The organism is Burkholderia sp. AU4i (assembly GCF_000466765.1).
Classification (GTDB): Bacteria; Pseudomonadota; Gammaproteobacteria; order Burkholderiales; family Burkholderiaceae; genus Burkholderia; species Burkholderia cepacia.
This window is the reverse complement of record NZ_ASSI01000077.1, coordinates 18,528-42,805: the sequence shown is the minus strand read 5'-3', so window position 1 is coordinate 42,805 and position 24,278 is coordinate 18,528. Positions and strand designations below refer to the sequence as shown.

General features: G+C 65.6%; 22 protein-coding genes and 6 pseudogenes. 18 read left to right on the top strand and 10 right to left on the bottom strand.

Annotated features, from left to right (window positions below; translation table 11 throughout):
* The 5 genes and pseudogenes from L810_RS18435 to L810_RS18420 all read left to right on the top strand — a co-directional run.
* Positions 1-282: pseudogene (locus L810_RS18435) on the top strand (acetyl-CoA C-acetyltransferase); the annotation flags it as partial.
* Between the two features lie 134 nt (positions 283-416).
* A complete protein-coding gene (locus L810_RS18430; RefSeq protein WP_006491801.1) occupies positions 417-1,157 on the top strand; it encodes a 3-ketoacyl-ACP reductase in 741 nt (246 codons plus the stop codon).
* Between the two features lie 119 nt (positions 1,158-1,276).
* The gene (gene phaR / locus L810_RS18425) at positions 1,277-1,843 is read left to right on the top strand and encodes a polyhydroxyalkanoate synthesis repressor PhaR (RefSeq protein WP_011549704.1); all 567 of its coding nucleotides are present in this window, start codon (positions 1,277-1,279) and stop codon (positions 1,841-1,843) included.
* A 403-nt stretch (positions 1,844-2,246) separates the two neighbouring features.
* Positions 2,247-2,465 (top strand): annotated as a pseudogene (locus L810_RS49110) (lysozyme inhibitor LprI family protein); the annotation flags it as partial.
* A 9-nt stretch (positions 2,466-2,474) separates the two neighbouring features.
* Positions 2,475-3,092: a hypothetical protein gene (locus L810_RS18420; RefSeq protein ID WP_257008903.1), complete on the top strand. Its 618-nt coding sequence runs from the start codon at positions 2,475-2,477 to the stop codon at positions 3,090-3,092.
* 64 nt (positions 3,093-3,156) lie between these two features.
* On the opposite strand, the gene L810_RS18415 is transcribed toward L810_RS18420, so the two are convergent.
* Positions 3,157-3,411 (bottom strand): hypothetical protein, encoded by a 255-nt coding sequence (locus L810_RS18415; RefSeq protein ID WP_021159790.1) that lies wholly within the window; start codon positions 3,409-3,411, stop codon positions 3,157-3,159.
* A 254-nt stretch (positions 3,412-3,665) separates the two neighbouring features.
* Entirely contained in the window at positions 3,666-4,961 is a 1,296-nt protein-coding gene (locus tag L810_RS18410; RefSeq protein WP_021159789.1) for a M16 family metallopeptidase, read from the bottom strand.
* A gap of 27 nt (positions 4,962-4,988) precedes the next feature.
* On the opposite strand from L810_RS18410, the gene L810_RS47305 reads away from it, so the two are divergent.
* The 4 genes and pseudogenes from L810_RS47305 to L810_RS45335 form a co-directional block, all read left to right on the top strand.
* Complete coding sequence (locus L810_RS47305; RefSeq protein ID WP_155836289.1) at positions 4,989-5,744, top strand: DUF7738 domain-containing protein; 756 nt, start codon at positions 4,989-4,991, stop codon at positions 5,742-5,744.
* Between the two features lie 51 nt (positions 5,745-5,795).
* Positions 5,796-6,098 carry a hypothetical protein gene (locus tag L810_RS18400; RefSeq protein WP_042975206.1) on the top strand — a complete coding sequence of 101 codons (303 nt, stop codon included), beginning with the start codon at positions 5,796-5,798 and terminating at the stop codon, positions 6,096-6,098.
* Complete coding sequence (locus L810_RS18395; protein WP_155836287.1) at positions 6,095-6,940, top strand: DUF7738 domain-containing protein; 846 nt, start codon at positions 6,095-6,097, stop codon at positions 6,938-6,940. The genes L810_RS18400 and L810_RS18395 overlap by 4 nt, the downstream gene beginning before the upstream one ends.
* Before the next feature lie 35 nt (positions 6,941-6,975).
* Positions 6,976-7,200, top strand: a pseudogene (locus L810_RS45335) (IS3 family transposase); the annotation flags it as partial.
* Positions 7,201-7,407: 207 nt separating this feature from the next.
* Here the strand turns inward: L810_RS45335 and L810_RS18390 are convergent.
* From L810_RS18390 to L810_RS45330, 3 pseudogenes are all read right to left on the bottom strand, one after another.
* Positions 7,408-7,746 (bottom strand): annotated as a pseudogene (locus L810_RS18390) (integrase core domain-containing protein); the annotation flags it as partial.
* 61 nt (positions 7,747-7,807) lie between these two features.
* Positions 7,808-8,558: pseudogene (locus tag L810_RS18385) on the bottom strand (IS5 family transposase); the annotation flags it as partial.
* A pseudogene (locus L810_RS45330) lies at positions 8,546-9,059 on the bottom strand (recombinase family protein); the annotation flags it as partial. The pseudogenes L810_RS45330 and L810_RS18385, both read right to left, overlap by 13 nt.
* A gap of 15 nt (positions 9,060-9,074) precedes the next feature.
* On the opposite strand from L810_RS45330, the gene rimO reads away from it, so the two are divergent.
* From rimO to L810_RS18365, 4 genes are all read left to right on the top strand, one after another.
* Positions 9,075-10,436 carry a 30S ribosomal protein S12 methylthiotransferase RimO gene (gene rimO, locus L810_RS18380; protein WP_021159783.1) on the top strand — a complete coding sequence of 454 codons (1,362 nt, stop codon included), beginning with the start codon at positions 9,075-9,077 and terminating at the stop codon, positions 10,434-10,436.
* A gap of 3 nt (positions 10,437-10,439) precedes the next feature.
* Positions 10,440-11,366 (top strand): sugar kinase, encoded by a 927-nt coding sequence (locus tag L810_RS18375; RefSeq protein ID WP_021159782.1) that lies wholly within the window; start codon positions 10,440-10,442, stop codon positions 11,364-11,366.
* A gap of 90 nt (positions 11,367-11,456) precedes the next feature.
* Positions 11,457-11,999, top strand: a complete 543-nt coding sequence (locus L810_RS18370; RefSeq protein WP_021159781.1) for a hypothetical protein — start codon at positions 11,457-11,459, stop codon at positions 11,997-11,999.
* A 113-nt stretch (positions 12,000-12,112) separates the two neighbouring features.
* Positions 12,113-13,294: a cystathionine beta-lyase gene (locus L810_RS18365; RefSeq protein ID WP_021159780.1), complete on the top strand. Its 1,182-nt coding sequence runs from the start codon at positions 12,113-12,115 to the stop codon at positions 13,292-13,294.
* 87 nt (positions 13,295-13,381) lie between these two features.
* On the opposite strand, the gene serB is transcribed toward L810_RS18365, so the two are convergent.
* Both serB and L810_RS18355 read right to left on the bottom strand, forming a co-directional pair.
* Positions 13,382-14,227 carry a phosphoserine phosphatase SerB gene (gene serB, locus L810_RS18360; RefSeq protein ID WP_042975202.1) on the bottom strand — a complete coding sequence of 282 codons (846 nt, stop codon included), beginning with the start codon at positions 14,225-14,227 and terminating at the stop codon, positions 13,382-13,384.
* Positions 14,228-14,428: 201 nt separating this feature from the next.
* Positions 14,429-15,370 (bottom strand): LysR family transcriptional regulator, encoded by a 942-nt coding sequence (locus L810_RS18355; RefSeq protein WP_021159778.1) that lies wholly within the window; start codon positions 15,368-15,370, stop codon positions 14,429-14,431.
* 122 nt (positions 15,371-15,492) lie between these two features.
* Here L810_RS18355 and L810_RS18350 point away from each other — a divergent pair, with 122 nt between their 5' ends.
* The 3 genes from L810_RS18350 to L810_RS18335 all read left to right on the top strand — a co-directional run bounded on the left by L810_RS18350 (position 15,493) and on the right by L810_RS18335 (position 17,944).
* The gene (locus tag L810_RS18350; RefSeq protein WP_021159777.1) at positions 15,493-16,509 is read left to right on the top strand and encodes a zinc-binding alcohol dehydrogenase family protein; all 1,017 of its coding nucleotides are present in this window, start codon (positions 15,493-15,495) and stop codon (positions 16,507-16,509) included.
* Between the two features lie 159 nt (positions 16,510-16,668).
* Complete coding sequence (locus L810_RS18345) at positions 16,669-17,220, top strand: DUF6013 family protein (protein WP_042975218.1); 552 nt, start codon at positions 16,669-16,671, stop codon at positions 17,218-17,220.
* Between the two features lie 250 nt (positions 17,221-17,470).
* Positions 17,471-17,944 (top strand): PliI family lysozyme inhibitor of I-type lysozyme, encoded by a 474-nt coding sequence (locus tag L810_RS18335; RefSeq protein WP_021159774.1) that lies wholly within the window; start codon positions 17,471-17,473, stop codon positions 17,942-17,944.
* A gap of 41 nt (positions 17,945-17,985) precedes the next feature.
* Here L810_RS18335 and L810_RS18330 read toward each other — a convergent pair whose 3' ends face one another.
* Positions 17,986-18,789, bottom strand: a complete 804-nt coding sequence (locus L810_RS18330; protein WP_021159773.1) for an ABC transporter permease — start codon at positions 18,787-18,789, stop codon at positions 17,986-17,988.
* Complete coding sequence (locus tag L810_RS18325) at positions 18,786-19,487, bottom strand: ABC transporter ATP-binding protein (RefSeq protein ID WP_042975198.1); 702 nt, start codon at positions 19,485-19,487, stop codon at positions 18,786-18,788. Before L810_RS18325 ends, L810_RS18330 begins: the two co-directional genes overlap by 4 nt.
* 152 nt (positions 19,488-19,639) lie before the next feature.
* On the opposite strand from L810_RS18325, the gene L810_RS18320 reads away from it, so the two are divergent.
* Complete coding sequence (locus L810_RS18320) at positions 19,640-21,937, top strand: AsmA family protein (protein ID WP_021159772.1); 2,298 nt, start codon at positions 19,640-19,642, stop codon at positions 21,935-21,937.
* A 99-nt stretch (positions 21,938-22,036) separates the two neighbouring features.
* Here the strand turns inward: L810_RS18320 and L810_RS18315 are convergent, their stop codons facing one another.
* Positions 22,037-22,489: a lipocalin-like domain-containing protein gene (locus L810_RS18315; RefSeq protein WP_021159771.1), complete on the bottom strand. Its 453-nt coding sequence runs from the start codon at positions 22,487-22,489 to the stop codon at positions 22,037-22,039.
* A gap of 171 nt (positions 22,490-22,660) precedes the next feature.
* On the opposite strand from L810_RS18315, the gene L810_RS18310 reads away from it, so the two are divergent.
* The gene (locus L810_RS18310; protein WP_021159770.1) at positions 22,661-24,253 is read left to right on the top strand and encodes an ABC-F family ATPase; all 1,593 of its coding nucleotides are present in this window, start codon (positions 22,661-22,663) and stop codon (positions 24,251-24,253) included.
* Positions 24,254-24,278 lie beyond the last annotated feature (25 nt).

Sequence of the window (24,278 nt, the reverse complement as noted above, 5' to 3'; positions counted from 1 at the left end):
CTGGAGCGCGCGGGCTGGACGCCGGGCGACCTGGACCTGATGGAGATCAACGAGGCGTTCGCGGCGCAGGCGCTGGCGGTGCACAAGCAGATGGGCTGGGACACGTCGAAGGTGAACGTGAACGGCGGGGCGATCGCGATCGGTCACCCGATCGGCGCGTCGGGCTGCCGGATCCTGGTGACGCTGCTGCATGAAATGCAGAAACGCGACGCGAAGCGCGGGCTGGCGTCGCTGTGCATCGGCGGCGGGATGGGCGTCGCGCTCGCGGTCGAGCGTCCGTAACAGGCCGTTCGCAACCAGCCGTTCGCCACCGGCGAACCGAATCCGTGCGCCGGCCGATTGCGGCTTCGGCCGGCGTCACGTGAAGTCAGAGGGGGCTCCGGCAGCTCTCGAAACCAAAAAATGGAGTGAGATTTATGTCTCAGCGAATTGCGTACGTAACGGGCGGGATGGGCGGCATCGGCACCAGCATCTGCCAGCGCCTGTCGAAAGACGGCTTCAAGGTGGTCGCAGGCTGCGGCCCGAACTCGCCGCGCCGGGTGAAATGGCTCGAGGACCAGAAGGCGCTCGGGTACGATTTCATCGCATCGGAAGGCAACGTCGGCGACTGGGACTCGACCAAGGAAGCGTTCGACAAGGTCAAGGCTGAAGTCGGCGAGATCGACGTGCTGGTCAACAACGCGGGCATCACGCGCGACGTCGTGTTCCGCAAGATGACGCACGAAGACTGGACCGCCGTGATCGACACGAACCTGACGAGCCTGTTCAACGTGACGAAGCAGGTGATCGACGGGATGGTCGAACGTGGCTGGGGCCGCATCATCAACATTTCGTCGGTGAACGGCCAGAAAGGGCAATTCGGCCAGACCAACTATTCGACCGCGAAGGCCGGTATCCACGGCTTCACGATGTCGCTCGCACAGGAAGTCGCGACGAAGGGCGTGACGGTCAATACCGTGTCGCCTGGCTACATCGGCACCGACATGGTGAAGGCGATCCGCCCCGACGTGCTCGAGAAGATCGTTGCGACGATCCCGGTGCGGCGTCTTGGCGGCCCCGAGGAAATCGGCTCGATCGTCGCGTGGCTCGCGTCGAACGATTCCGGTTTCGCGACCGGCGCCGACTTCTCGCTGAACGGCGGCCTGCACATGGGCTGAGCGTCCGCGCTGCGCGGGCCGGGTGGCCGCGCAGCCGGGCGTTTTCAGAAGGCCCCCGCCACCCGGATTCGGGCGGCGGGGATTCGTCACTTGCGCTACGCTGCACTCAAAGGCGTTACATGACTACTACAAAGAAGACGGCCGAACGGCTCATCAAGAAGTACCCGAACCGCCGGCTCTACGATACAGAGACAAGCACGTACATTACGCTGACCGACGTGAAGCAGCTCGTGCTGGAGCAGGAGGATTTCAAGGTCGTCGATGCGAAATCCAACGAAGACCTGACGCGCAGCATTCTCCTGCAGATCATCCTCGAAGAGGAAAGCGGTGGCGTGCCGATGTTCTCGTCGTCGATGCTGTCACAGATCATCCGTTTCTACGGTCATGCGATGCAGGGCATGATGGGCACGTACCTGGAAAAGAACATCCAGGCGTTCATCGACATCCAGAACAAGCTCGCGGATCAATCGAAGAACCTGTACGAAGGCAACGCGATGAATCCGGAAGTCTGGTCGCAGTTCATGAACATGCAGGCGCCGATGATGCAAGGGATGATGACGAGCTACATCGAGCAGTCGAAGAACATGTTCGTGCAGATGCAGGAGCAGATGCAGAACCAGGCGAAGTCGATGTTCAGCACGTTCCCGTTCAAGCAGCCGGGCGCGCCGGAGCCGGAGAAGAAGTAGCGATTCGCGGCGGGCCGGCCGCGGCGGCGCGAGCCGTCGGGCGTCGGCGCCGCGAAGCAGGGCGGCGCGGGTTGGCCGATCGGGTGCCCGGGCACAACGATGCGTGGCTGCCGCCTGCCGGAAGACATCGCCGACGATCGTTCGTGATCGTCGGCACGACACACTCGCGCCGTGTACGGTGCGGGTATGACCATTGTCCGGTCGATCGAAATCCAGTCAACAGTGAATGAAAGCCGGGGCACGTTGCGCTTAAGGGCATGTGTTCGACCCGGTGCGGGTGTGTGCCTGTCGCACCCGGAGCGGCGCTGCACGGCAACGCGCGGTACCGGTTCCGGGCACGCGAGAGAGGCGATGCCGCGTCGATCCGATGCGACCGACAACAACAAACTAACTGAGAGAGCGCATGCGAAGGATTCGGATGGCATCGACCGTCAGGCTGGCCGGTCTTGCTTCGGTGTTCATGTGTGGGGTGGGTTTGGCCTTGCCGGCGCTGGCGCTGGATTGCACGAAGGCCGCGCAACCCGTCGAGAAGCGCATCTGCACGAGCCCCGCGCTGCGGGCCGCCGATGCGCGAATGAATTCTGCCTATGCGGGCGCGCTGAAGGTCGCGCCGGACGCTGCTATTCGCGACATGCTCGTGCGCAGCCAGCGCCGCTGGATCGCCGCGCGCAACAACCGTCTCGATGCCGATTATGACGGCCATCTGCCGGCAGTCAATGAAGTGCGCAAGGCAATCGACCGACGCAGCGCCGAGCTGGCCGATCAGTCCGGTAAAGGCCTGATCGCGCGAGCACTGGCCGAACGCCAGTGGCTCGCGAAATTCACGGGCGGTCCGTTGACCGGTTTCGATGGCAACTGCGATTTCATCCCCGACGATGCGAGCGGCGCGCACGTTTCGTATGCGTGTTTCGGCGCGGTGCACGTGCAGAATCGCGCGCGTATCTGCAGCCAGAGCGAGGACTGGGCGACCGGCGCGGTTTATCAGTACCGCTCGGTGAGCGCGGCCGATGGCGGGCGGGCGCGCCCGGTGGCGTTCTGCGAGGCACAGGCGCATGGGCGTGCGTGCGATAACGCGGGCGCGCAATCGGGTTGGATGCGTGCGGGGGTGTCCGGTGACGATAAGCGTGCGCCCGCGCCGGCAATCGGTTTGCCGCAACTCGATGCGGAAATGTGGCCGATCGGCGACGGCGACGATGCGGTGTGGTTTGAGCGGTGTCTGACTGCGTCGGTGTTTCCTGATCCGCGGTGACGTATGGCGTTTCGTGTTCCAGCAAGGCCCGCCATAGCGGGCCATTTTCATTTCTTGACGTCGTTCAGTGCGCCGTACCGTAGTCCTGATCGTCGTCCGACGGTGGGAGGTCGAGCACGAGCTTGACGGCGCTGTAGTTGGCCTTGAGCGAAAACACGCGGCCGATCACGAGAAACGTCTGGCGCGAATTCTCGAGTTCGACGAAATCGCCCGGTTGCGGTACGTGCCCGCCTTGATCGTAGGAAAAGCTGGTGCTGGTTTGTTCTCCGATGGCCTCTGCTGCGTGTTCGGTGAATTCGATCGTGATGTGGGTGGTCATGCAGGCCCCGTCGTGGGTGGATTGAAGCGGTTGGAGGTTCCGATTCTCGCATAATGGCGGTTCGCTTCCGGAGCGATTGTCGTGCACCAGTGCTTGCGGATCGTGCTGGCCCGCAGGGCTCCGGCTCACCGGAACACGCGTTCGTCGAGGATTTTCTCGCGAGCCCTGCTGCGAGCCTCCCGCTGGATAAACGTGACAGTACGATGGCAGCGGCCCGGCCGAAGCCGGGCGGCGCGGAACGAAGCGAGGCGGCGTTATTTCCCTGCAAACGTGCCGGCTTCCACCAACGTCATCTTGGCGGGGTCCAGGTATGCGCGGATGGCGGTGTTGACCTGCTCGACGGTCAACGCGCGGATGCGCTCGGAATAGGTGTCCAGGTCACTCAGCGGGCGATCCTGGAGCACCGTCTGGGCGATCATGGCGGCCATCTGGCCGGTGGTTTCCATCGCGACTTGATGGCGACCGATCATGCCGTCCTTGCGTGCATCCAGTTCCGCCTGGGTGATGCCCTGTTTCCACCAGACATCCAGAATGCGGCGCGTGCTGGCAATGCCCTTGTCCAGCAGGGGCGGGGCGAAGCTGCTGGCGATGAAGAATCCGCCGTCCATCAGGGAGAGCCCGGACAGGCTGGCACGGATGCCGTAGGTGAGGCCTTCCTTGTCTCGGACCCCTGCCATCAACCGGCCGGTGAAGCCGTTGCCCAGGATGTTGACGGCAGCGCTGAGGGGCAGGTAGTCGGCATCGTTCGCGCGCAGGTCGATGGCCTGACCCAGCATCACACTGATGGATGCCTTGTCCTTCATCGCGATTCGCTGCGTGTCGGCCTGGCTCGCCTTGGGTGGCGGACTCTGTCGCACGAGGGCCTTGCCACCGCTCCAGCCCGCGAAGGCCTCGGTCACCGTGGATTGCAGGCGTCCCGGGTCCGCTCCGCCTACTACCACCAGCGTCATATATGCCGGTCCGTAGTAGGTTCGATGAAACGCCTTGATATCATCCAGCGTGGCAGCGGCAATGGCCTCGAGCATCCGTTCGCGCGGCACCGGGGCGTTGAGGTGCGAGTCGGGGTAGATGGACCGATACAGCGCCTCGGTGGCCCGGACCGACGGGTTTTCTCCGGCGTTACGGACCGCGGCCTCCAGCCGGGTCTTGGCCTTGGCCAGTTCATCAGGCTTGAAGGCCGGCTGGCGCAACTGCTCGGCCATCAGGTCGATCAGCGTCGGCAAATCCTTGGTCAGGCATTGGCCACGTATGCCGACGTAACCTCCGTCGGACTGGAATGACAACTGCGCGCCCAGGCTGTCCAGCAGCGCGGAGATCGCCACCTTGTCGCGACGGGCGCTGCCTTCCTGCAGCAACATGCCGGTCAGCAGGGGCACGGCCGGATTGGCTGACTTGCTGGCCGCGTCGGCGTCGCCCAGGGGCATGACGCCGACCAGGGACACCATTTCATGCGGCGACATCGGATAGGTCAGCAGCGCGATGCTGCCGGCCTGGGCGCGCACGACGCGGTCGGCGATGCCGGCCTGAGCCGCAACAGGCAGCCACAGCACGGCGAGCCGCCGGTAGACGAGGGTGAGATGGCGCCGCAGGTGCGGTGGCTAAAACGCGCCACGAACGCTACCAATCAAGTGGATGACTGGCTTCATGGCTCGCCGAGACAAGCTCCTCGTGGAGCCAAGCCCGAACTGATCGTGGAGAACAACCGCATCACCCTGGATGGCAAGCTGCTGGTGCTGGAAGCGCCTGTCGCTGAATGGTGGGCGGTGCTGGGCCCTCCCAGTCGGCAAGATCGTCTCGGCAGTATTCAAGTCTGGGACAACCTGGGCATCGGCGTCACAACGAATGCCGAGAGCTACGAAGAGCAGCTGATTACGGACATGACCCGCCAGTTCAACGCATCTGGTCCCAAGCCAGACGATGCTTATGAAAGAGAACGGCACAAGTGGAAACAAACGCTAGACCAAGCCAAGAAGAGCGGTGTCTTTGAGGTCTCATCTCTATTTGTGAACATCCGCTCTGTCCCGGGTCGCGATACCGATGACGATGGAAAGCCAGTACTTCGCAATGCATTCAAGGGCTATCTGCAAGTCAACGACGTCGGCGTGGACGCCGATAGTACCTTGCGAGACGTGTTCCGTTGGAGTGACAAATCCAAGCATCCGCTCTCTTACCACTGCCTTCGCCTGAACGAACTCCGTCGCTGCACGGCTAACACGGAAGTGGTTGAAAATGGACCGAGCATGGACTTTGGTTTCAGGGTGGATGAAACCGAGCAGCGCCGCGTCATGTCGTTCTCGTTCTCGTGCGAAGACTGTCCACGGCCCGCGCCATGAGCGTGCGGAAGCTCTACCTGTCCACATCGGCCTGCCACGACCGCAGAAGCGATGAAGGCCCGATGGGACGGGCGTCGCACCGCGACGGACCCGGTAACCTTGGCCGCCAGCTACCTGGTTCATCCCAACGACTGCCTATGGCAGGACGCCATGGTCAAGGCATGGGCGCAGGCCAATCCCGACGCCATCCGCCGCGGCGCCTCCCGCACCGAGCTGGAGCATCTGCACGAGGTGCACGGCAAGCAGGCACTGGAACGCTTGCGACAAATAGGACGCTACGGCGTAGCCGGCCGTGACTATATCCGGAAGCACTACGAAACACTGTTCGGCGAGAAGAACCAGATGTCGCAATGACTAAGATAAACCCTATTTGGGCACCTCTGCTGGCTGTCCTGATGTTTTTCAGCGGCTGTAGTCGAGCCCAATCGGAATCGCCGTCCGCGCCTGGTCACGACACAGAAGACCGTGTGATCGGGTTGTTGGGCCAAGCCGTGAACATCGCCGAGCAAGTTGATGACCTAGCGCACGGCGTGCCCAGAAAAGCGCCGCGCGGGGCTAAGCCAGAGCTGATCGTCGAAAACAACCACATCACCCTGGACGGTAAACTGCTGGTGCTGAACGCGCCCGTCTCGGAATGGTGGAAGATACTTGGTCTTCCGAGCCGACAAGATCGTCGCGGCAGTATTCAAGTCTGGGACAGCCTGGGCATAGGTCTGATAACAAGTCTTGACAGCCGCACAGAGCAGCGGCTTAACGAGCTGACTACTCGGTATCGCGAGTCTAACCTCGAGATTCGATTGAGCGAGAAGAGAAAGGTTTTAGACGAAGCGCAGGAGAGTGGTCTTTTTAATGTCTCGTCCTTCTACGTGAACATTCGCCCCGAACCTGGCCCGGATATCGATGAAGATGGAGACCCCGTACTTCGTCAAATTTTCAAGGGCTATTTGCAAGTCAATGGCGTCGGTGTGGATGCCGAAAGCACGCTAAGGGAGGTGTCGCGCTGGGGTTCTAAATCAAAGCATCCGCTCTTCTACGACTGCCTCCGCTTAGACGAACTCCGTCGTTGCACTGCCAATACAGAAGTGGTTGAGAATGGACCACGCATGAGCTTTGGCTTCGACGTGGACGAGACCAAGGAACGTCACGTTATGTCCTTCGGCTTCTCCTGCTGGCGCTGCCCGCGACCCACGCCATGAGTGTGTGACAGCTTTGCCAAGAGCGGTGGCCGCTCATCAGCAAGAATCGGCTGTACCGTTTGTATCGTGAGGAAGGGCTGTCGCTGCGCTACAGACCAAATCGCAAGCGAGGTGCACAGATGAGCCGTCCGGCACGTGCAAAGTCGACGGCGGCAAATCAGGCGTGGAGTTTGGACTTCGTCGCCGACCAGCTTTCGAACGGCCAGAGGTTCCGCGCGCTGACCATCATCGACGTCTTTACGCGCGAAGCACTAGTCGTCGCCAGGTATCTGCCGTTGGGCAGTGCTGAACGAAAAGGCGCACACCAAAATCAAACTCGTCTCATTGGAGGCGTGCGCAATCTTCCATCGCATGATGAACTGGTCCAGATTTTCTGGATCAGGGCTCGATCTTCCGCGCTCATGCGCGTGCTGTCGTTTCGCTGGAGAACCATGACTGGAGTTGACCCTGTATTTCCGGACACAGCATCACACTAAGGTTGCTGAATCCATCGAGCGCTGGAACTCGCGAGGTGAGCGGTATTGCAGCGCGCTATAGGGATGCTTCTCGTTGTAATGCTCGAACGCGATGGCCAAGTTGCGTGCAGCAGTCGCTGCATCCGGCTTAGGCATGAAGGCGACATAGTCACGCTTCATCGTCTTCACGAAGCTCTCGGCCATCCCGTTACTTTGTGGGCTGCACACCGGTGTGGTCAATGGCTTCAGTCCGATGGCCGCTGCGAACGGGCGCGTGTCGTCGGCCGTGTAGCCCGAACCGTTGTCGCTCAGCCACTCGATTTCGGACGGTGTACGCAGCTCGTTGCCAAACCAACCGGTTGGCGAGCGGGCCGGCCGGCGCGTTGCCGCGCAACTGCTGCGCTCGGGCGGCTCATCGCGTCGCTCCTTGCGGTACCGCCGTCAGTATTCGTGGCATTCGAGTCAGGTTGCTCGCCAGCATTGTCAGCTTGAAGTGCTGGTCGACCCATTTGATTCCGCGATACGCGGTCTGCCGAATCCTGCCGACGGTCTTGCCTCAGCCGAAGTGCTCTTCGATGCGCTTGCGAATCACTTGGCTGATGCCATAACCGGCGTGCCGCGACGTCCGCCTGTCGATCGTGCTGCCGCCTTGATGCGTGTCGTTGCGCGCGACGCGCGGCGTCACTTTGCGCGTTCGGCAATCCCGCACAAAGTCGCGCGTGTCGTAACCCTTGTCGGCACCGAGCGTCTTGTCGTGACGACCCGGCACGCAATCGAGCAGGCGCAATGCACTCGCGCGTTCGCCGAAACCGTCCGCGTGACTGACCACTGCACCGACCACCAAGCCCGAGCGGTTCTCCATCAGGATGTGCCCCTGATAACAAAGGATGGCTCCGCTTTGCCGCCCCTTTCGCCGGATCAGTGCTCGATTCGTGCGTGTCGTTGCTGCGCCGTTTGCCCTTCCAGTTGGTGTCGACATTGCGGCCGCCGGCCGGCGGATCGTCCGAACCGTCCTTGGGCAGGAAGCTCTTGTGGCTAGCCCACGCCTGGATCAACGGGCCATCGACCGAGAAGTGTTCTCTGGAGAGCAGCCCTTGCTTGTCGGCCAAGCGCATGACTTCGGTAAAGAACGCTTCGACCACTTCGTGCTCGAGCCGGCGATCCAGCCCTGGCACTGCCGACGGATTGCCGCCTTGACCCGCTTGCTCTTCGTGTCCGATTCCTCGTGCGCACGGATCATCACCAACAGGCTGTATACGAGATCCATCGGCTGCGCCTTTAGACGCTCGCGGTTGTACTCTCGCCCATCGCTGGCCGTAACGCCCGTAACGCCCGCGTTGACAATCTGAGCGAGCTGCGCCTGAGCCTGCCGCGGTTCGGCACGACTCAGTCGGTCCAAACCCTCGACGATCAGCACGGAGCCGGCCGGCATCCGACCGTCCTCGACGGCGCGAAGGAGCACGCCGAGAGCGCCTTGCCGGACGTGACGCTGACGGTAGGCCGACAACCCCTCGTCCCGAAGTGAAAGGGACGCATCAAGTGCCATTTCGCCGATCGGCCGCCCAGCGCGCCGCGTATTCGAGTTGCCTGTCAACGCTGCCCCCGGCTGCTTGTTTTGGGTCGCTGAACCGTAAATAGCTGTAAACTCTCGGCTTTGCTGCCACGCCCCCACATTCCAGATGTCCCACTCCCCCAAAGTAGGGTTCGTATCCCTCGGGTGCCCGAAAGCCCTCGTCGATTCCGAACAGATCATCACGCAACTGCGTGCCGAAGGTTATGAAATCTCCGGCACCTACGACGGCGCCGACCTCGTCGTCGTGAACACCTGCGGCTTCATCGACGAAGCCGTGCAGGAAAGCCTCGACGCGATCGGCGAAGCGCTGACCGAGAACGGCAAGGTGATCGTCACCGGCTGTCTCGGCGCGAAGTCGAGCGCCAGCGGCTCGAACCTGATCGAGGAAGTCCACCCGAAGGTGCTCGCCGTCACCGGCCCGCACGCGGTGGGCGAAGTGATGCAGGCCGTGCATTCGCACCTGCCGAAGCCGCACGACCCGTTCACCGACCTCGTGCCGGCAGCCGGCATCAAGCTCACGCCGCGCCACTACGCGTACCTGAAGATCTCCGAAGGCTGCAACCATCGCTGCACGTTCTGCATCATCCCGTCGATGCGCGGCGATCTCGTGTCGCGTCCGGTCGCCGAAGTGATGCTGGAAGCCGAGAACCTGTTCAAGTCGGGCGTGAAGGAACTGCTCGTGATCTCGCAGGACACGAGCGCGTACGGCGTCGACGTGAAGTACCGCACGGGCTTCTGGAACGGCAAGCCGATCAAGACGCGCATGACCGACCTGGTCGCCGCGCTCGGCGAGCTCGCGGCACAGTACGGCGCATGGGTGCGCCTGCACTACGTGTACCCGTACCCGAGCGTCGACGAAGTGATTCCGCTGATGGCCGAAGGTCCGTTCAAGGGCCACGTGCTGCCGTATCTCGACGTGCCGTTCCAGCACGCGCACCCCGAAGTGCTGAAGCGCATGAAGCGTCCGGCGAACGCCGAGAAGGTGCTCGAGCGCGTGCAGAAGTGGCGCGAGATCTGCCCGGACCTGACGATCCGCAGCACGTTCATCGCGGGCTTCCCCGGCGAGACGGAAGAGCAGTTCGAAACGCTGCTCGACTTCATCCGCGAGGCGGAACTCGATCGCGTCGGCTGCTTCGCGTATTCGCCGGTCGAAGGCGCGACGGCAAACGAACTCGACGGCGCGCTGCCGGATGAGGTTCGCGAGGAACGTCGCGCACGCTTCATGGAAGTCGCCGAGGAAGTGTCGGCGAACCGCATTCAGCGCAAGGTCGGCAAGACCCTCAAGGTGCTGATCGACGAAGTCAGCGAGGAAGGCGGGATCGGCCGCACGGCGGCCGATGCGCCGGAGATCGACGGCGTGGTCTATGTCGAGCCGGCGGCGAAGGCCTCGAAGCGCTACAAGGTCGGCGATTTCGTGTCCGTGAAGATCACGGGCGCCGACGGCCACGATCTGTGGGGCGAGGTGTAAGCGATGGCCGCCGCATTCCCGGAGATCCTCGCGCTCGGCGAAGCGATGATCGAATTCAACCAGTCGCAGCCGGGCCGGCCTGAATTCCTGCAGGGCTTCGGCGGCGACACGTCGAACTTCTGCATCGCCGCGGCACGCCAGGGCGCGTCGACGGGCTTCGTGTCGGCGATCGGCGACGATCCGTTCGGCCGGCTGCTGGCCGACATGTGGCGCGCGGAACGCGTCGACGCGACTTACGTGCGGATCGATCGCACGGCGCCGACCGGCGTGTATTTCGTCACGCACGGCGCCGACGGCCACCAGTTCGACTATCTGCGCGCCGGCTCGGCGGCGAGCCGCTATGCGGCAGGCGATCTGCCGCTCGACGCACTGGCCGCCGCGAAGGCCGTGCATCTGTCGGGCATCAGCCTCGCGATCAGCACGGCCGCGTGCGACGCCGCGTTCGCGGCGATCGACCACGCGCGCCGCAACGGTGCGCAGGTCAGCTTCGACACGAACCTGCGCCTGAAGCTGTGGCCGCTGCCGCGCGCCCGCGCGGTGATGCGCGAGGCGCTGCGCCAGACGGATATCTGCCTGCCCAGCTGGGACGACGTGACGGCAATCACCGGCGCGAACGATCGCGACGCGATCGTCGACGCGATGCTCGAACACGGGCCGCAGGTCGTTGCGCTGAAGCTCGGCAAGGAAGGCGCCTACGTGGCGACGCCGAACGAGCGGCGCGTCGTGCCGGGTTTCGCGGTCGAAGCCGTCGACGCGACGGGCGCGGGCGACTGCTTCGGCGGTGCCTTCGTCGCGCGGATCGTCGCGGGCGACGATCCGTTCGCGGCGGCGCGTTATGCGAACGCCGCGGCGGCATTGTCGACGACGGGCTACGGCGCGGTCGCGCCGATTCCGCAGCGCGAGGCGGTGGAGCGCCTGATGCAAGGCTGATGCGCAATACGCGCGCCGGCCGCGGCCCCGTATGACGGCCAGCGCATCGCCGCAATTTACGAGCGAATCTGAAGCAAGGAGCAACACAAGGTGGGTCGATATTCGCAATGGCAACGGGCGCTCGTCGTCGCGGGCGCGCTGGCGGCGGGCATGGCGATGCCGGGCGTGGTCGCGGCGCAGGCTGTCGCGCCGGGCATGCAGCAGGACGAGCCGGCACCGGCGCGGCCGCTGAAGCCGAATCCGGAGTTTGCCCGCCTGCCGCGCTACGAAGGCACGCTCGGCGACCGCCCGATCGTCGTGCATCTCGGCCCGAAGACGGACGAAGAAGGCGTGCACGGCGAATACCAGTTCGCGGATACGGGCGAGGTCGTACTGCTCGCGGGCGATCGCGACGGCGACACGCTTGAAATCGAGGAATCGAACGACGGCACGAACATCACGGGCGTGTGGATCGGCCGCTTCGACGCGACTGGCACCCTGAAGGCCGACCGGATGAACTCGGACGAGTCGGATCCGCAGCCCGTCGTGCTGCGTCTCGCGCCGGGCCAGCGCGCGGCGCTGCAGGTGCGCGACGGCCGCGTGCAGGAAATCGAGACGGTGGGCGGCGTCGTCAACCTGCGCACCGACAACTGAACCCGCGCTGGCTCGGCGCGCGCGGCGCGCATTGTACCGGGCCAATCGTGCCGATTTTGGCTAATCTGGCGACTTGTTCCGCAACCGAACGGCCTCGTGCCCGGCTTCCTGTCATGACTGCATCCACTCCCAAGCGCGCGCTGCAAACCCGCATCGTTCAACCCGACGACGTGATCCCGGAAGGTTTCCGTTCGTTCGTGCCGCCGGTCGCGCGCGCATCGACGGTCGTGTTTCCCGATCTCGCGACGATGCGTGCGCTCGTCTGGCACAACGACAACCAGTGGCGCTACGGGCTGCATTCGACGCCGACGTCGCTCGCGCTCGCGCAGCGGCTTGCCGAGATCGAGGGCGGCACGCATGCGCTGCTGCAGCCGTCGGGCCTCGCGGCGATCATGAACGTCTATTTCGGGATCGTGAAAGCCGGCGACGACGTGCTGATTCCGCACAATGTGTACGGGCCGAACGCCGATTTCGGCAACTGGCTCACGAAGGATTTCGGCATCACCGCGCGCTACTACGATCCGCTCGTCGGTGCCGGCATCGCCGACCTGATCCAGCCGAACACGCGGCTGATCTGGATCGAGGCGCCCGGCTCGGTGACGATGGAAGTGCCCGACGTCCAGGCGATCACGGCGGCCGCGAAGGCGCGCGGCATCGTCACCGCGATCGACAACACCTTTTCGGCCGGGCTCGCGTTCAAGCCGTTCGAGCACGGCGTCGACATCTCGGTGCAGGCGCTGACCAAGTACCAGTCGGGCGGCAGCGACGTGCTGATGGGCGCGACGATCACCGCGAGCGCCGACCTGCAGGCGAAGCTGAAGCTCGCGCGGATGCGCTGCGGGATCGGCGTGTCGGTCGACGATTGCTCGCTCGTGCTGCGCAGCCTGCCAAGCATGCAGGTGCGCTTCGACGCGCACGGCAAGAGCGCGCTCGCGCTGGCGCAATGGCTGAAGGCGCGGCCGGAGATCGCCACGGTGCTGCATCCGCAGATCGCCGACTGTCCGGGGCACGCGTCGTTCATGCGCGATTTCACCGGTGCGGGCGGGCTGTTCTCGGTGGTGTTCGACGAACGCTACAGCGCGGAGCAGGTCGACCGCTTCGTCGAGTCGCTCGAACTGTTCGCGATCGGCTGGAGCTGGGGTGGCGCGTGCAGCCTTGCGATGCCTTACGACATCGCGTCGATGCGTCCGGACTGGCCGCATCGCGGCACGCTGGTGCGTTTTTATATCGGCCTGGAAGACGAAGCCGACCTGCGCGCGGACATCGAACGCGCGATGCAGGCCGCACTCGGCTGATCGCCGGCCGGTCAGGTTCCCCGGCACGACAAAGCGCCGGCGCGATGCTACATCGCGCCGGCGTTTTTCATTTGACGCGCGGCAGGATCAGAACAGCCGCAGCAGCCCGTCGAGGCCGACGTGATCGAACGCGACCGTCGCCGCGTCGCGCACGACGGGTTTCGCGTGGTACGCGACCGACAGCCCGGCTTCGGCCATCATCTTCAGGTCGTTCGACCCGTCGCCCATCGCGATCGCGCGGCTCGGCTCGAGGCCGAGCGACGCGCACGTCTCGCGCAGCAGGCGCGCCTTCACGTCGGCGTTGACGATCTCGCCGAGCACCTTGCCGGTCAGCTTGCCGTCGACGATCTCAAGCGTGTTCGCATGCGCGTAGTCGAGGCCGAGGCGCGCCTTCAGCCGCTCGGTGAAGAACGTGAAGCCGCCCGACACGAGCAGCGTCTTCATGCCGGCGGCCTTCACGCCGGCGAGCATCGTCTCGGCGCCCGGCGTCAGTTGCAGCCGTTCCTCGTACACGCGTTCGAGCGCGTGCGCGTCGAGCCCGGCCAGCAGCGCGACGCGGCGCGTGAGGCTTTCGTTGAAGTCGCGGATCTCGCCGCGCATCGACGCTTCGGTGATCTCGGCGACCTGCGTTTTCAACCCGCAGAAATCGGCGATCTCGTCGATGCATTCGATCGTGATCAGCGTCGAATCCATGTCCATCACGGCGAGCCCGAAATCGGCGAGCGTGCGGCCGGCCTCGACGAACGCGAAGTCGAGCGCGTGCGTGCCGCAGTACGCGTCGATGTCGAGGCGCTGTGCCGGGCTCGCGTCTTCGATGCGCAGCGCATGATCGTCGGTCTGCACGATGCGGGTGCCGCGCGACAGCGCGAGCAGCGGTTTGTGATGGGCGTCCGACAGCGGCGCAAGGCTCTGGATGACGAGGTTGTGGGTCATGACGGGATGGTTGGGAGGCGTATGAAAAGCGTGCGCGGCCAATGGGCGGCCGTCTGCGTGCGTGGCCCCGTTCGACTGCGGGCCATTGCGTCGCGAACGCGCCATTGTAGCCGGTTGGCCGGGCCGGGCGGTCGCGGCAGGGACGAATCCTGAGGCCCGACTCGAACCGGCACGCCCGCGGCGCGAGCCGAACGAAGGCACCTATCGCCCGTCCGCGCGATCCCAGTACGGCGGATCGCCGAAATGCTCGGCCAGGAACGCGATGAACGCGAGCGTCTTCAGCGGCACGTGTGTGCGGCTCGGGTAGACGGCCCAGATCGCGACGTCGTCGGCGAACGGATAGTCGTCGAGTATCGTGACGAGTGCGCCGCTCGCGAGCAGCGGGCCGACGTCCCAGGTGGACTTGATCGCGATCCCGAAGCCGTCGACCAGCGCTTCGCGGATCGCCTCGCCATTGCTCGCGACGAGCCGGCCGCCGACCCGCACGGTCAGCGGGCCTTGCGGCGTCGTGAACGACCAGTCGCGCTGGTCGCCGAGGATCACGCATTCGTGCTGCGTCAGGTCGGCCGGATGGCGCGGCGTGCCGTGCCCGGCGAGATACGCGGGCGAGCAGCACAGCACGCGGCGGTTGGCGGCGAGCTTGCGCGCGACGAGCGTCGAATCCTTCAGCGCGCCGAGGCGGATCGCGACGTCGTAGCCGTCGTCGACCAGGTCGACGATCTCGTCCGACAGCCGCAGGTCGAGCGACACGGACGGATAGCGACGCAGGAATGCGGGAATCACCGGCGCGACATGCTGCCGGCCGAACGACGACGACATCGACACCTTCAGCCGCCCGTACGGCTCGGTGCGGCCGTGGCCGACCGAGGCGCGCGCGGCGTCGGCGGCCGACAGCAGCGTGTCGGCGTGCGCCATGAATACCTCGCCGTCCTGCGTGAGGCTGATACGGCGCGTGGTGCGGTGCAGCAGCCGTGCGCCGAGCTGACGCTCGAGTTGTGCGATGCGCGCGCTCGCGACCGCGGCCGACACGCCGAATTCGCGCCCGGCCGCGCTGACGTTCGCGAGCAGGGCCGCGCGAACGAACAGCGCGACGTCGAGCAGGTCGAGCGGCTTGTCGGGGGCCGGAATCGGATCGGAAGCCATTATTCTGAATTTCCTGAAAATGTTTCAGGAAATATAGCGGTTTTCTCGAATGATCGGGTTGCCTACGATGACGTTCATGGGGCTGCGCCGCGGCCCCCAGGTTTCCCTGAAGGAGTTTCGTGATGAAGGCCGTTGGACTGACCCGTTATCTGCCGATCGATGACCCGCAAGCCTTGCTCGACGTGGAGCTGCCGCAGCCCGTGCCGGGCCCGCGCGACCTGCTCGTGAAGGTCGAGGCGATTTCCGTGAACCCGGTGGACACGAAGGTGCGCGCGCCGAAGCCGCAGGTCGAGGACACGCCGCGCGTGCTCGGCTGGGATGCGGCGGGCACGGTGGTCGCGGTCGGTGCCGACGTCACGTTGTTCCGGCCCGGCGACGAAGTGTTCTATGCGGGCAGCATCACGCGGCCCGGCGCGAACAGCGAATTCCATACGGTCGACGAGCGGATCGCCGCGCTGAAGCCGCGTACGCTCGATTTCGCCGCGGCAGCCGCGCTGCCGCTCACCGCACTGACCGCGTGGGAGGCGCTGTTCGACCGGCTGCACGTGTCGCCGCAGGGTGCGGACGCCGGCAAATCGGTGCTGATCATCGGCGGCGCGGGTGGCGTGGGCTCGATCGCGATCCAGCTCGCGAAGGCGCTCGGCAAGCTGCACGTGATCGCGACCGCGTCGCGGCCGGCGTCGGCCGAATGGGTGCGCGCGCTGGGCGCGGATGCGGTGGTCGACCATTTCGGCGACTTGCCTGCGCAGTTGCGCGAGGCCGGGCATCCGAGCGTCGACTACGTGCTGATCTTCAACGATACGGATCGTCATTTCCCTGCCGCTGCGGAGGTAATCCGGCCGCAGGGCGGCATTTGCACGATCGTCGAGAACGACAAGCCGGTGCCGGTCGAACTGCTGAAGGCGAAAAGTGCGGCGTTTCACTGGGAGTTCATGTTCACGCGTGCGATGTTCGAGACGCCGGACATGATCGAGCAGCACCGGATCCTCGGCGAAGTCGCGCGGCTCGTCGACGGCGGCACGCTGCGCACCACGCTCGGCGAACAGCTCGGCACGATCAATGCCGCGAACGTGCGGCGCGCGCACCAGCTGCTCGAGGCCGGGCGTGCGATCGGCAAGCTCGTGCTGAGCGGCTTCTGAGCCGGTATCGCGCGTAAGGTTGCGGCGCCGCGAACGCAAGCGGGGTAACACCCGATGCGTTTGCGGCGCATTGCACCCCGCTTGGCGGTAGACTGGCAGCGCATCATGCATCGAAAACCGCGCGGCACGCGCGTGCCGCCGCATATCAAGGAGGTCAGCATGAGCCAACGCAGCTTGTCAGTCGCCGCATCGTGGTCGGTCGTGTTCGCGGCGGCGTGCGTCAGCGCGAGCGTATTCGCGGCGCCGCCGGTCAAGGGCAGCCTGAAGGGCGGCGGCACCGGACAGCTCGAATACACCGTCAAGGTCGAATCGAAGACCTTCGGCAACACGCAGGAGACCCGCAAGATCCGCTCGGGCGAGACGGACGATTTCAACTGGAAGTCGGTGCCGCCGAGCGGTGCGGTCGCGATGCCGGACGGTTGCCCGAACGCCGACAGCCTGCCGCGCGACGCGAACGGCGCGATGGTCCGCCAGACCCAGGTGCGGCTCGCGCCGTCGATCGACGCGAAGGGCGTCGCCAACGTGCAGATGAGCTTCCAGGCGGCCGCGCCGAAGGGCACGCGCAGCGTGACGGCCGGCGGCAAGTCGCTGCAATGCCCGGACGTCGCGTCGGTGAGCCAGGTGAAGTGGGTGTCGATCCCGACCAACGGCGGTTCCAAGTCCGTCACGATGAGCGACGGCACGAAGGTGACGGTGTCGATCAAGCGCTGAACGGCGCGCGCGGGACGCTGCCGGAACCGGTGCGCGCGCAACGGATTCGACGCGCGGGCCGGCCCGGCGGCGCGTGAGCGTTTCGTGTCGCCGTCACGATGCTTTCCCGCGCCCCGCTCGCGGTGCCGTGCTGCGGCAGCGGCATGGCGGCCGCCCGGCATGCGGCGGTGTCGCGCGTCGACCTGCGTGACGTCATGCGAATGTCACGCTATGCTCGCCCGCATCATCCACTTCCCGTAACGACATCCCGATGAAATGCCGAATCCGCGCATTGCTGTGCGCCATTGCGTTCGCCGCCATGCACGCGCACGCGGCCGACGATTGCGGTTTCGTGAAAAAGGTCGAGCTGCCGTCCCGGCAGCAGGTAGCCGTCGTGTCGAGCGGCGCGCTCGAACCGTGCTCGACCGGCAGCTACGCGGTGCGGGTGTATTCGACCGCGCATGCCGCCGCCGGCTTCGATACCGACGACTACGTGACGGGCGCGCTGCATGCGCGTGACGGTACGGTTACCGATGCGTTCACGGCCGACCTCGGTGCGCGGGCGCCGCAGGCGCTCGTCGTGACGACACGCTCGGCCGGCAGCGGCGGTTATGTCGGCGCGCAGGCCTATGTGACGACGCCGCGCGCGGTGCGGCTCATTGCGTCGGTCGACGGGCTCGCGGCGGACGCGGACATCGCGGCCGCATTGCGGCAGGCGATCGGCAAGCGTCGCGGCGCGCGCTGACCGGCGAACCGCGTGAACGCATCGCGCGGCGACTTCGCGTGTCAGTGCGCGCGTTCCTCGAGCCGCGATGCGAGAAAGCGGTGATCCGCCGAGAACAGCCGGCGATAGGTCATCAGCACCGCGCCGACGGTGCCGAGCGCGGAAGCCGCGGCGATCAGGAACATGATCACGATCTGGTAGCGCACGGCCTGCAGCGGCGACTGGCCGGCCAGCACCTGGCCCGTCATCATTCCCGGCAGGCTCACGACGCCGACGACGGCCATCTGGTTCAGCGTCGGCAGCATGCCTGCGCGCACGGCCTGGCGCGCGGCGTCCTGCGCGGCTTCCCAGCGCGTCGCGCCGAGCGCGAGTGCGGTTTCGACGCGGTCGCGGCGCGCCGTGAGTTCCTCCATCATCCGCTCGACGCCGAGCGACACGCCCGTGAGCGTATTGCCGAGAATCATCCCGAGGATCGGAATCGCGTATTGCGGTGCGTACCACGGATGGATGCGGATCACGACGAACAGGCCGACCGCCGCGACGAACCAGCTGCTGAACCAGATCGACGCGATGCTGTCGATGCGCTGGCCGCGGTAGGTGCGCTTGCCGCGCCCCGCGCCGGCGAACCCGGCGATCAAGGTCATCAGCGCGGTGAGCGGCAGCACGATGTACCAGTGAGGATGACCGAATACCCAGCCGAGCACGTAGCCGATCGCGAGCAACTGCACGACGGTGCGCACGGCCGCGAGCGCGAGCTTGCGGCCGAGGCCGAGCGACAGTGCCATCGAGATCGCGCCGTTGACCGCGACGAGCGCGGCGGCGATGCCGACGTCGACGAGGCTCAGGTCCTGCAGTGCGGGGCTCATCGTGTTGCCTCCGTCGGGTCGGCAACGTGTATCACGCCGGCCTGCATCACGAGCCGCATCGTGCCGATCCGTGCGGCCTGGGCGGGATCGTGCGAGATCCACATGTACGCGCGGGCCTCGGGCGCCGCGTCGAACCATGCGCCGACGAGCGACTCGATCGCGTGCGCCGATTCGGGATCGAGCGCGGAGGTCGGCTCGTCGAGCAGCAGCACGTCGGGATCGAGCTGCAGCACGCGCAGCAGCGCGGCGATCTGGGCTTCGCCGCCCGACAGGTCGCTCGCACGCTTGTCGAGGAAGTCGGGGCCGCGTCCGGCCTGCGCGGCGAGCGCTTCGGCGCGCGCCCGATCGAACGCGACGTCGCGATAGATCGCGAGCGAATACGGATAGCGCAACTGCGATTCGACGGTGCCGTCCATTTGCGCGGGGCGCTGGCGGACATAGGCGACGCTGCGCCGGTAACGCGGGATCGCGCTACGCCGGATCCGTTTGCCGCGCCACAGGATGTGGCCGCCGTCAAGCGGATCGAGCAGCGCGAGCGCGCGCAGCAGCACGCTCTTGCCCGACCCGGATGGTCCCGTGACAGCAATTCGCGATCCCGCTGCGAGGCTGAAATCGGTCGGGGCGAGCAGGGTCTTGCCGCTGCTGGCGTCGCGCCGCGTGATGTGCTGCGCATCGATGAGGCCGGTGGGGGCTGTCATGTCACAAATGAAAAAAAGCGTTAATGGCGCCGAAACGTCACCATGGCGTGCGTCATAATACCGACTGAAAAGCCGCGGGTGTCGTGCGCCGTTCGTCCACGCAAGCGGCCCGGCATGGTGCGGCGACATTTCAGAACAACAACGGAACCGCCATGACGCTTACCCGAGCCATCGGCAAATCGGCTGCATGGATCGTCGGTATCGTCGCGGTGCTCATCGCGGCGGCCGGCGTCTTTCTCTTTGCGTTCGACTGGAACCGCGCGAAGCCGTGGGTCAACGAACAGGTGAGTGCCGCACTCGGCCGCCCGTTCGCAATCAACGGCGATCTCAAGGTCGGCTGGCGCCGACCCGACGGCGAAACCGGCTGGCGTGCCTGGGTGCCCTGGCCGAGCTTCTCGGCCACGCAACTCGAGATCGGCAACCCCGACTGGGCGAAGACGCCCAAGTTCGTCACGCTCGATGCCGCGCACTTCGACCTCGCGATCCTGCCGCTGCTCGCGCATGAAATCGTCATCCCGTCGATCGACGTCGTGAATCCGGCCGTCGACCTCGAGCGGCTCGCCGACGGCCGCAACACGTGGACCTTCCAGTTCAAGCAATCGTCGCAGCCGTCGCCGTGGAAAGTGCGGCTCGACAGCTTCGGCTTCGCGAAGGGCACCGTCACGTATCGCGACGCGATCACGAAGGCCGACCTGACCGTCGCGATCGATACGCTCGGGCAGCCGATTCCTCTCGGCGATGTGCTGCAGGAGCAGGAGCAGACGTCGCGCGCGGCATCCGCGCAGCGTGTCGGCAAGCGCGGCGCCGCGCAACTGAGCGCGAAGGCCAGCGCGGAAGTTGCGTCGGGCGCGGAGGCGTCGAGTGCGGCATCGGCGCCGGGCGCTTCGGCTGCTTCGCGCGTTGCTTCGGCTTCTTCGGCTTCGTCCGCTGCTTCTGCTTCCTCCGCTTCTTCCGCATCGACGGCTGCCGCCGCGTCCGGCGCAAGCGGCGCCGCGGCGCCCGCGAAGCCGTCCGGCCCGACCTATGCGTTCGGGCTGAAGGTCGACGGCCGCTACAAGAACGTGCCGATCAGCGGTACCGGCAAGCTCGGCGGCGTGCTGGCGATCCAGGACGCGTCGCGACCGTTCCCGCTGCAGGCCGACGTGAAGGCCGGCGACACGCGGCTCGCGATCGTCGGCACGCTGACCGATCCGATGCATCTCGCGGCGATCGACCTGCGGCTGTGGCTGCAGGGCACGTCGATGTCGCACCTTTACCAGCTCACCGGCATCACGCTGCCCGACACGCCGCCTTATGCGACGGAAGGGCGGCTGATCGGCAACTTCAAGCGACGCGCGAGCACGTTCCGCTACGAGAACTTCAACGGCCGCGTCGGCGGCAGCGATCTCGGCGGCACGCTGGTGTACGAGCAGCGCGAGTCGCGGCCGAAGCTGTCGGGCGAGCTCGTGTCGAACCTGCTGCAGTTCTCGGACCTCGCGCCGGTGATCGGCGCGGATACGGCCGCGAGCAAGGCCAGGCGCGGCGACACGACGCGCCAGCCGCCGGACCGCGTGCTGCCGGTCGAGACGTTCCGTACCGATCGCTGGCGCGCGCTCGACGCGGACGTCAAGTTCACGGGCCGCAAGCTGATCAAGAGTTCGAACCTGCCGATCACGAACCTGTACACGCACATCGTGATGCAGGACGGCGTGCTGTCGCTCGAACCGCTGCAGTTCGGCGTCGCGGGCGGCACGCTCGCGACGACCGCGCACCTCGACGGCAGCGGCGCGCCGTTGAAGGGCCGCTTTACGGTGGCCGCGCGGCACCTGAAGCTCAAGCAACTGTTCCCGACGCAGAAGGTCATGCAGTCGGCGCTCGGCGAGATCAACGGCGACGCGTCGCTGTCGGCGACCGGCAACTCGCCGGCCGCGCTCGCCGCGACGTCGACCGGCGAAGTGAAGGCGCTCGTGACGGACGGCCGCATCAGCCGCCTGCTGATGGAAGCGGCGGGGCTGAACGTCGCCAACGTCGTCTACGAGAAGCTGTTCGGCAACAACGACGTGAAGATCAACTGCGCGGCGATCGATTTCGTCGCAACCAACGGGATGCTCGACCCCAAGGTGTTCGCGCTCGATACCGACGATGCGCTGATCAACGTCGACGGCCCGATCAGCCTGCGCAACGAAACGCTCGACCTGAAGATCCATCCGCATACGAAGGGTTTCCGGATCTTCTCGCTGCGCTCGCCGCTGTATGCGAAGGGCACGTTCAAGAATCCGAAGGTCGGCGTCGATGCGGGCGCGCTCGCGCTGCGCGCCGGCGCGATGGTCGGGCTCGGGCTGATCAACCCGTTCGCGGCGCTGATTCCGCTGATCGCGCCGAGCAACAACCGCGACGTGCCGTGCTCGGAGTTGTTCGGGCAGATCAACGCGAAGGCCGCGCAAAGAGCGGCCGCGAAAGCCGGCAAGTGACGCACGCAGCCGCTGGAGCGGCTTGCGCCACGGTGCCGTTCGGGGTCGTGGCCGCGCCCGGCGAAGCGCCGGCCGCGCGGGGCGCCATCAGGGGCGCGCTCAGCGGCCGGCGCGTACCCAGACGATCACCGGCTCGACTTCCCGGCCGCCGATCCGTACCGGTTCGGCGGTGCCGAGTTGCAGCCGGTCGCCGTCCAGGCTGACCACACGCTGCTGGACGTTGCCGATCCAGTTCGGATACAGGCTGACGTCCATTTCATGGGTCAACGTGCCGTCGTCGTCGACGTTAAAGGGGCCGGAATAGGCGATGTAGCCGTGCGCCGCGGCCGCGCGTTCCTCGACGCTGCCGCCCTGCAGGTCGCCGTCCGCGTAGGGCGGGCGGCCGGCCGCCATCAACTGGGCGGACATATAGCCGTCGGGCGTATAGAGGATCCAGCCGCGTGCGTCGCGGCCGAGCGGATAGGTGACGGTACTGCCGTCGCGCGGGCGGATTTCGTAGGACACGAGGCGCCATGCGCCGACGAGTTGTTCGCGAAGCTGGCTGGCAAGCATGCGGGGGTTCCGGTGAGACGGCGGTGGAGCGCGTGCCGTCGTGTTGACGGGCCGCCGGGCGGCGGGCCGGGAGGGCCGGGAATACGCCGTCGGGGCGGGGCGGTCGGCAGTTTCTCCGACACCTGCTAAAATACACGGTTTTCCGTCGATTTCTCTCTTACGGGACCTGCCGTGCTTTCTACTGCCAACATCACGATGCAATTCGGGCCGAAGCCCTTGTTCGAGAATATCTCGGTCAAATTCGGCGAGGGCAACCGCTACGGTCTGATCGGCGCGAACGGCTGTGGCAAGTCGACCTTCATGAAGATCCTCGGCGGCGACCTCGAGCCGAGCGCCGGCATCGTCGCGCTGGAGCCGAACGTGCGCCTGGGCAAGTTGCGCCAGGACCAGTTCGCGTATGAAGACGTGCGCGTGCTCGACGTCGTGATGATGGGCCACACCGAGATGTGGGCCGCGATGACCGAGCGCGACGCGATCTACGCGAACCCGGAAGCCACCGACGACGACTACATGCACGCCGCCGAGCTCGAAGGCAAGTTCGCCGAATACGGCGGCTACGACGCCGAGGCGCGCGCGGGCGCGCTGCTGCTCGGCATCGGCATCGAGGAGAAATTCCACAACGGCACGATGAGCGACGTCGCACCGGGCTGGAAGCTGCGCGTGCTGCTCGCGCAGGCGCTGTTCTCGAAGCCGGACGTGCTGCTGCTCGACGAACCGACCAACAACCTCGACATCAACTCGATCCGTTGGCTCGAGCACACGCTCAACGAGTACAACTCGACGATGATCATCATCTCGCACGATCGTCACTTCCTGAACTCGGTGTGCACGCACATGGCCGACATGGACTACGGCACGCTGAAGGTCTGGCCGGGCAACTACGACGACTACATGCTCGCATCGGCACAGGCGCGCGAGCGCCAGGCCGCGGCGAACGCGCGTGCGAAGGAGCGCGTGGCCGAGCTGCAGGACTTCGTGCGCCGCTTCTCGGCGAACAAGTCGAAGGCCCGTCAGGCAACGAGCCGCGCGAAGCAGATCGACAAGATCAAGATCGAGGAATTCAAGCCGTCGTCGCGTCAGAACCCGTTCATCCGCTTCGAGTTCGAGAAGAAGCTGCACAACGTCGCGGTGGTCGCGGAAGACATCACGAAGAAGTACGAGCGCACGATCTTCCAGAACTTCAACCTGTCGGTGCAGCCGGGCGAGCGGATCGCGATCATCGGCGAGAACGGCGCGGGCAAGACGACGCTGCTGCGTTCGCTGCTCGGCGCGCTCCCGCTCGAGCACGGCACGGTGAAGTGGTCCGAGAACGCGAATGTCGGCTACATGCCGCAGGACACGTACGAGGAGTTCCCGAACGACATCACGCTGATGGACTGGATCGACCAGTACCGCAAGGACGGCGACGACGAAACGATGGTGCGCGGCACGCTGGGCCGCCTGCTGTTCTCGTCGGACGACATCAAGAAGTCGGTGAAGGTGCTGTCGGGCGGCGAGAAGGGCCGCATGATCTGGGGCAAGCTGATGCTCGGCCGCCACAACGTGCTGCTGATGGACGAGCCGACCAACCACATGGACATGGAATCGATCGAGTCGCTGCAGATCGCGCTCGAGCAGTTCGAAGGCACGCTGATCTTCGTGTCGCACGACCGCGAATTCGTGAGCGGGCTGGCGAACCGGATCATCGAAGTGCGCACGGACGGCACGCTGTTCGATTTCGGCGGGAATTACGAGGAGTTCCTGACGAGCCAGGGGCAGGAATAAGTGTCCTGAGCGTTCCTCCGGCCAA

Bases quoted from the DNA above. Each gene is read 5' to 3' on its own strand.
- L810_RS18345 (WP_042975218.1), top strand. From the start codon at position 16,669: ATGAGCCAACGCAGCTTGTCAGTCGCCGCATCGTGGTCGGTCGTGTTC.
- serB (WP_042975202.1), bottom strand. From the start codon at position 14,227: ATGACCCACAACCTCGTCATCCAGAGCCTTGCGCCGCTGTCGGACGCC.
- L810_RS18430 (WP_006491801.1), top strand. From the start codon at position 417: ATGTCTCAGCGAATTGCGTACGTAACGGGCGGGATGGGCGGCATCGGC.
- L810_RS18335 (WP_021159774.1), top strand. From the start codon at position 17,471: ATGAAATGCCGAATCCGCGCATTGCTGTGCGCCATTGCGTTCGCCGCC.
- L810_RS18320 (WP_021159772.1), top strand. From the start codon at position 19,640: ATGACGCTTACCCGAGCCATCGGCAAATCGGCTGCATGGATCGTCGGT.
- L810_RS18420 (WP_257008903.1), top strand. From the start codon at position 2,475: ATGCTCGTGCGCAGCCAGCGCCGCTGGATCGCCGCGCGCAACAACCGT.
- L810_RS18315 (WP_021159771.1), bottom strand. From the start codon at position 22,489: ATGCTTGCCAGCCAGCTTCGCGAACAACTCGTCGGCGCATGGCGCCTC.
- rimO (WP_021159783.1), top strand. From the start codon at position 9,075: ATGTCCCACTCCCCCAAAGTAGGGTTCGTATCCCTCGGGTGCCCGAAA.
- L810_RS18400 (WP_042975206.1), top strand. From the start codon at position 5,796: ATGAAGGCCCGATGGGACGGGCGTCGCACCGCGACGGACCCGGTAACC.
- L810_RS18415 (WP_021159790.1), bottom strand. From the start codon at position 3,411: ATGACCACCCACATCACGATCGAATTCACCGAACACGCAGCAGAGGCC.
- L810_RS18325 (WP_042975198.1), bottom strand. From the start codon at position 19,487: ATGACAGCCCCCACCGGCCTCATCGATGCGCAGCACATCACGCGGCGC.
- L810_RS18350 (WP_021159777.1), top strand. From the start codon at position 15,493: ATGAAGGCCGTTGGACTGACCCGTTATCTGCCGATCGATGACCCGCAA.
- L810_RS18330 (WP_021159773.1), bottom strand. From the start codon at position 18,789: ATGAGCCCCGCACTGCAGGACCTGAGCCTCGTCGACGTCGGCATCGCC.
- phaR (WP_011549704.1), top strand. From the start codon at position 1,277: ATGACTACTACAAAGAAGACGGCCGAACGGCTCATCAAGAAGTACCCG.
- L810_RS47305 (WP_155836289.1), top strand. From the start codon at position 4,989: ATGGCGCCGCAGGTGCGGTGGCTAAAACGCGCCACGAACGCTACCAAT.
- L810_RS18355 (WP_021159778.1), bottom strand. From the start codon at position 15,370: ATGGCTTCCGATCCGATTCCGGCCCCCGACAAGCCGCTCGACCTGCTC.
- L810_RS18365 (WP_021159780.1), top strand. From the start codon at position 12,113: ATGACTGCATCCACTCCCAAGCGCGCGCTGCAAACCCGCATCGTTCAA.
- L810_RS18395 (WP_155836287.1), top strand. From the start codon at position 6,095: ATGACTAAGATAAACCCTATTTGGGCACCTCTGCTGGCTGTCCTGATG.
- L810_RS18375 (WP_021159782.1), top strand. From the start codon at position 10,440: ATGGCCGCCGCATTCCCGGAGATCCTCGCGCTCGGCGAAGCGATGATC.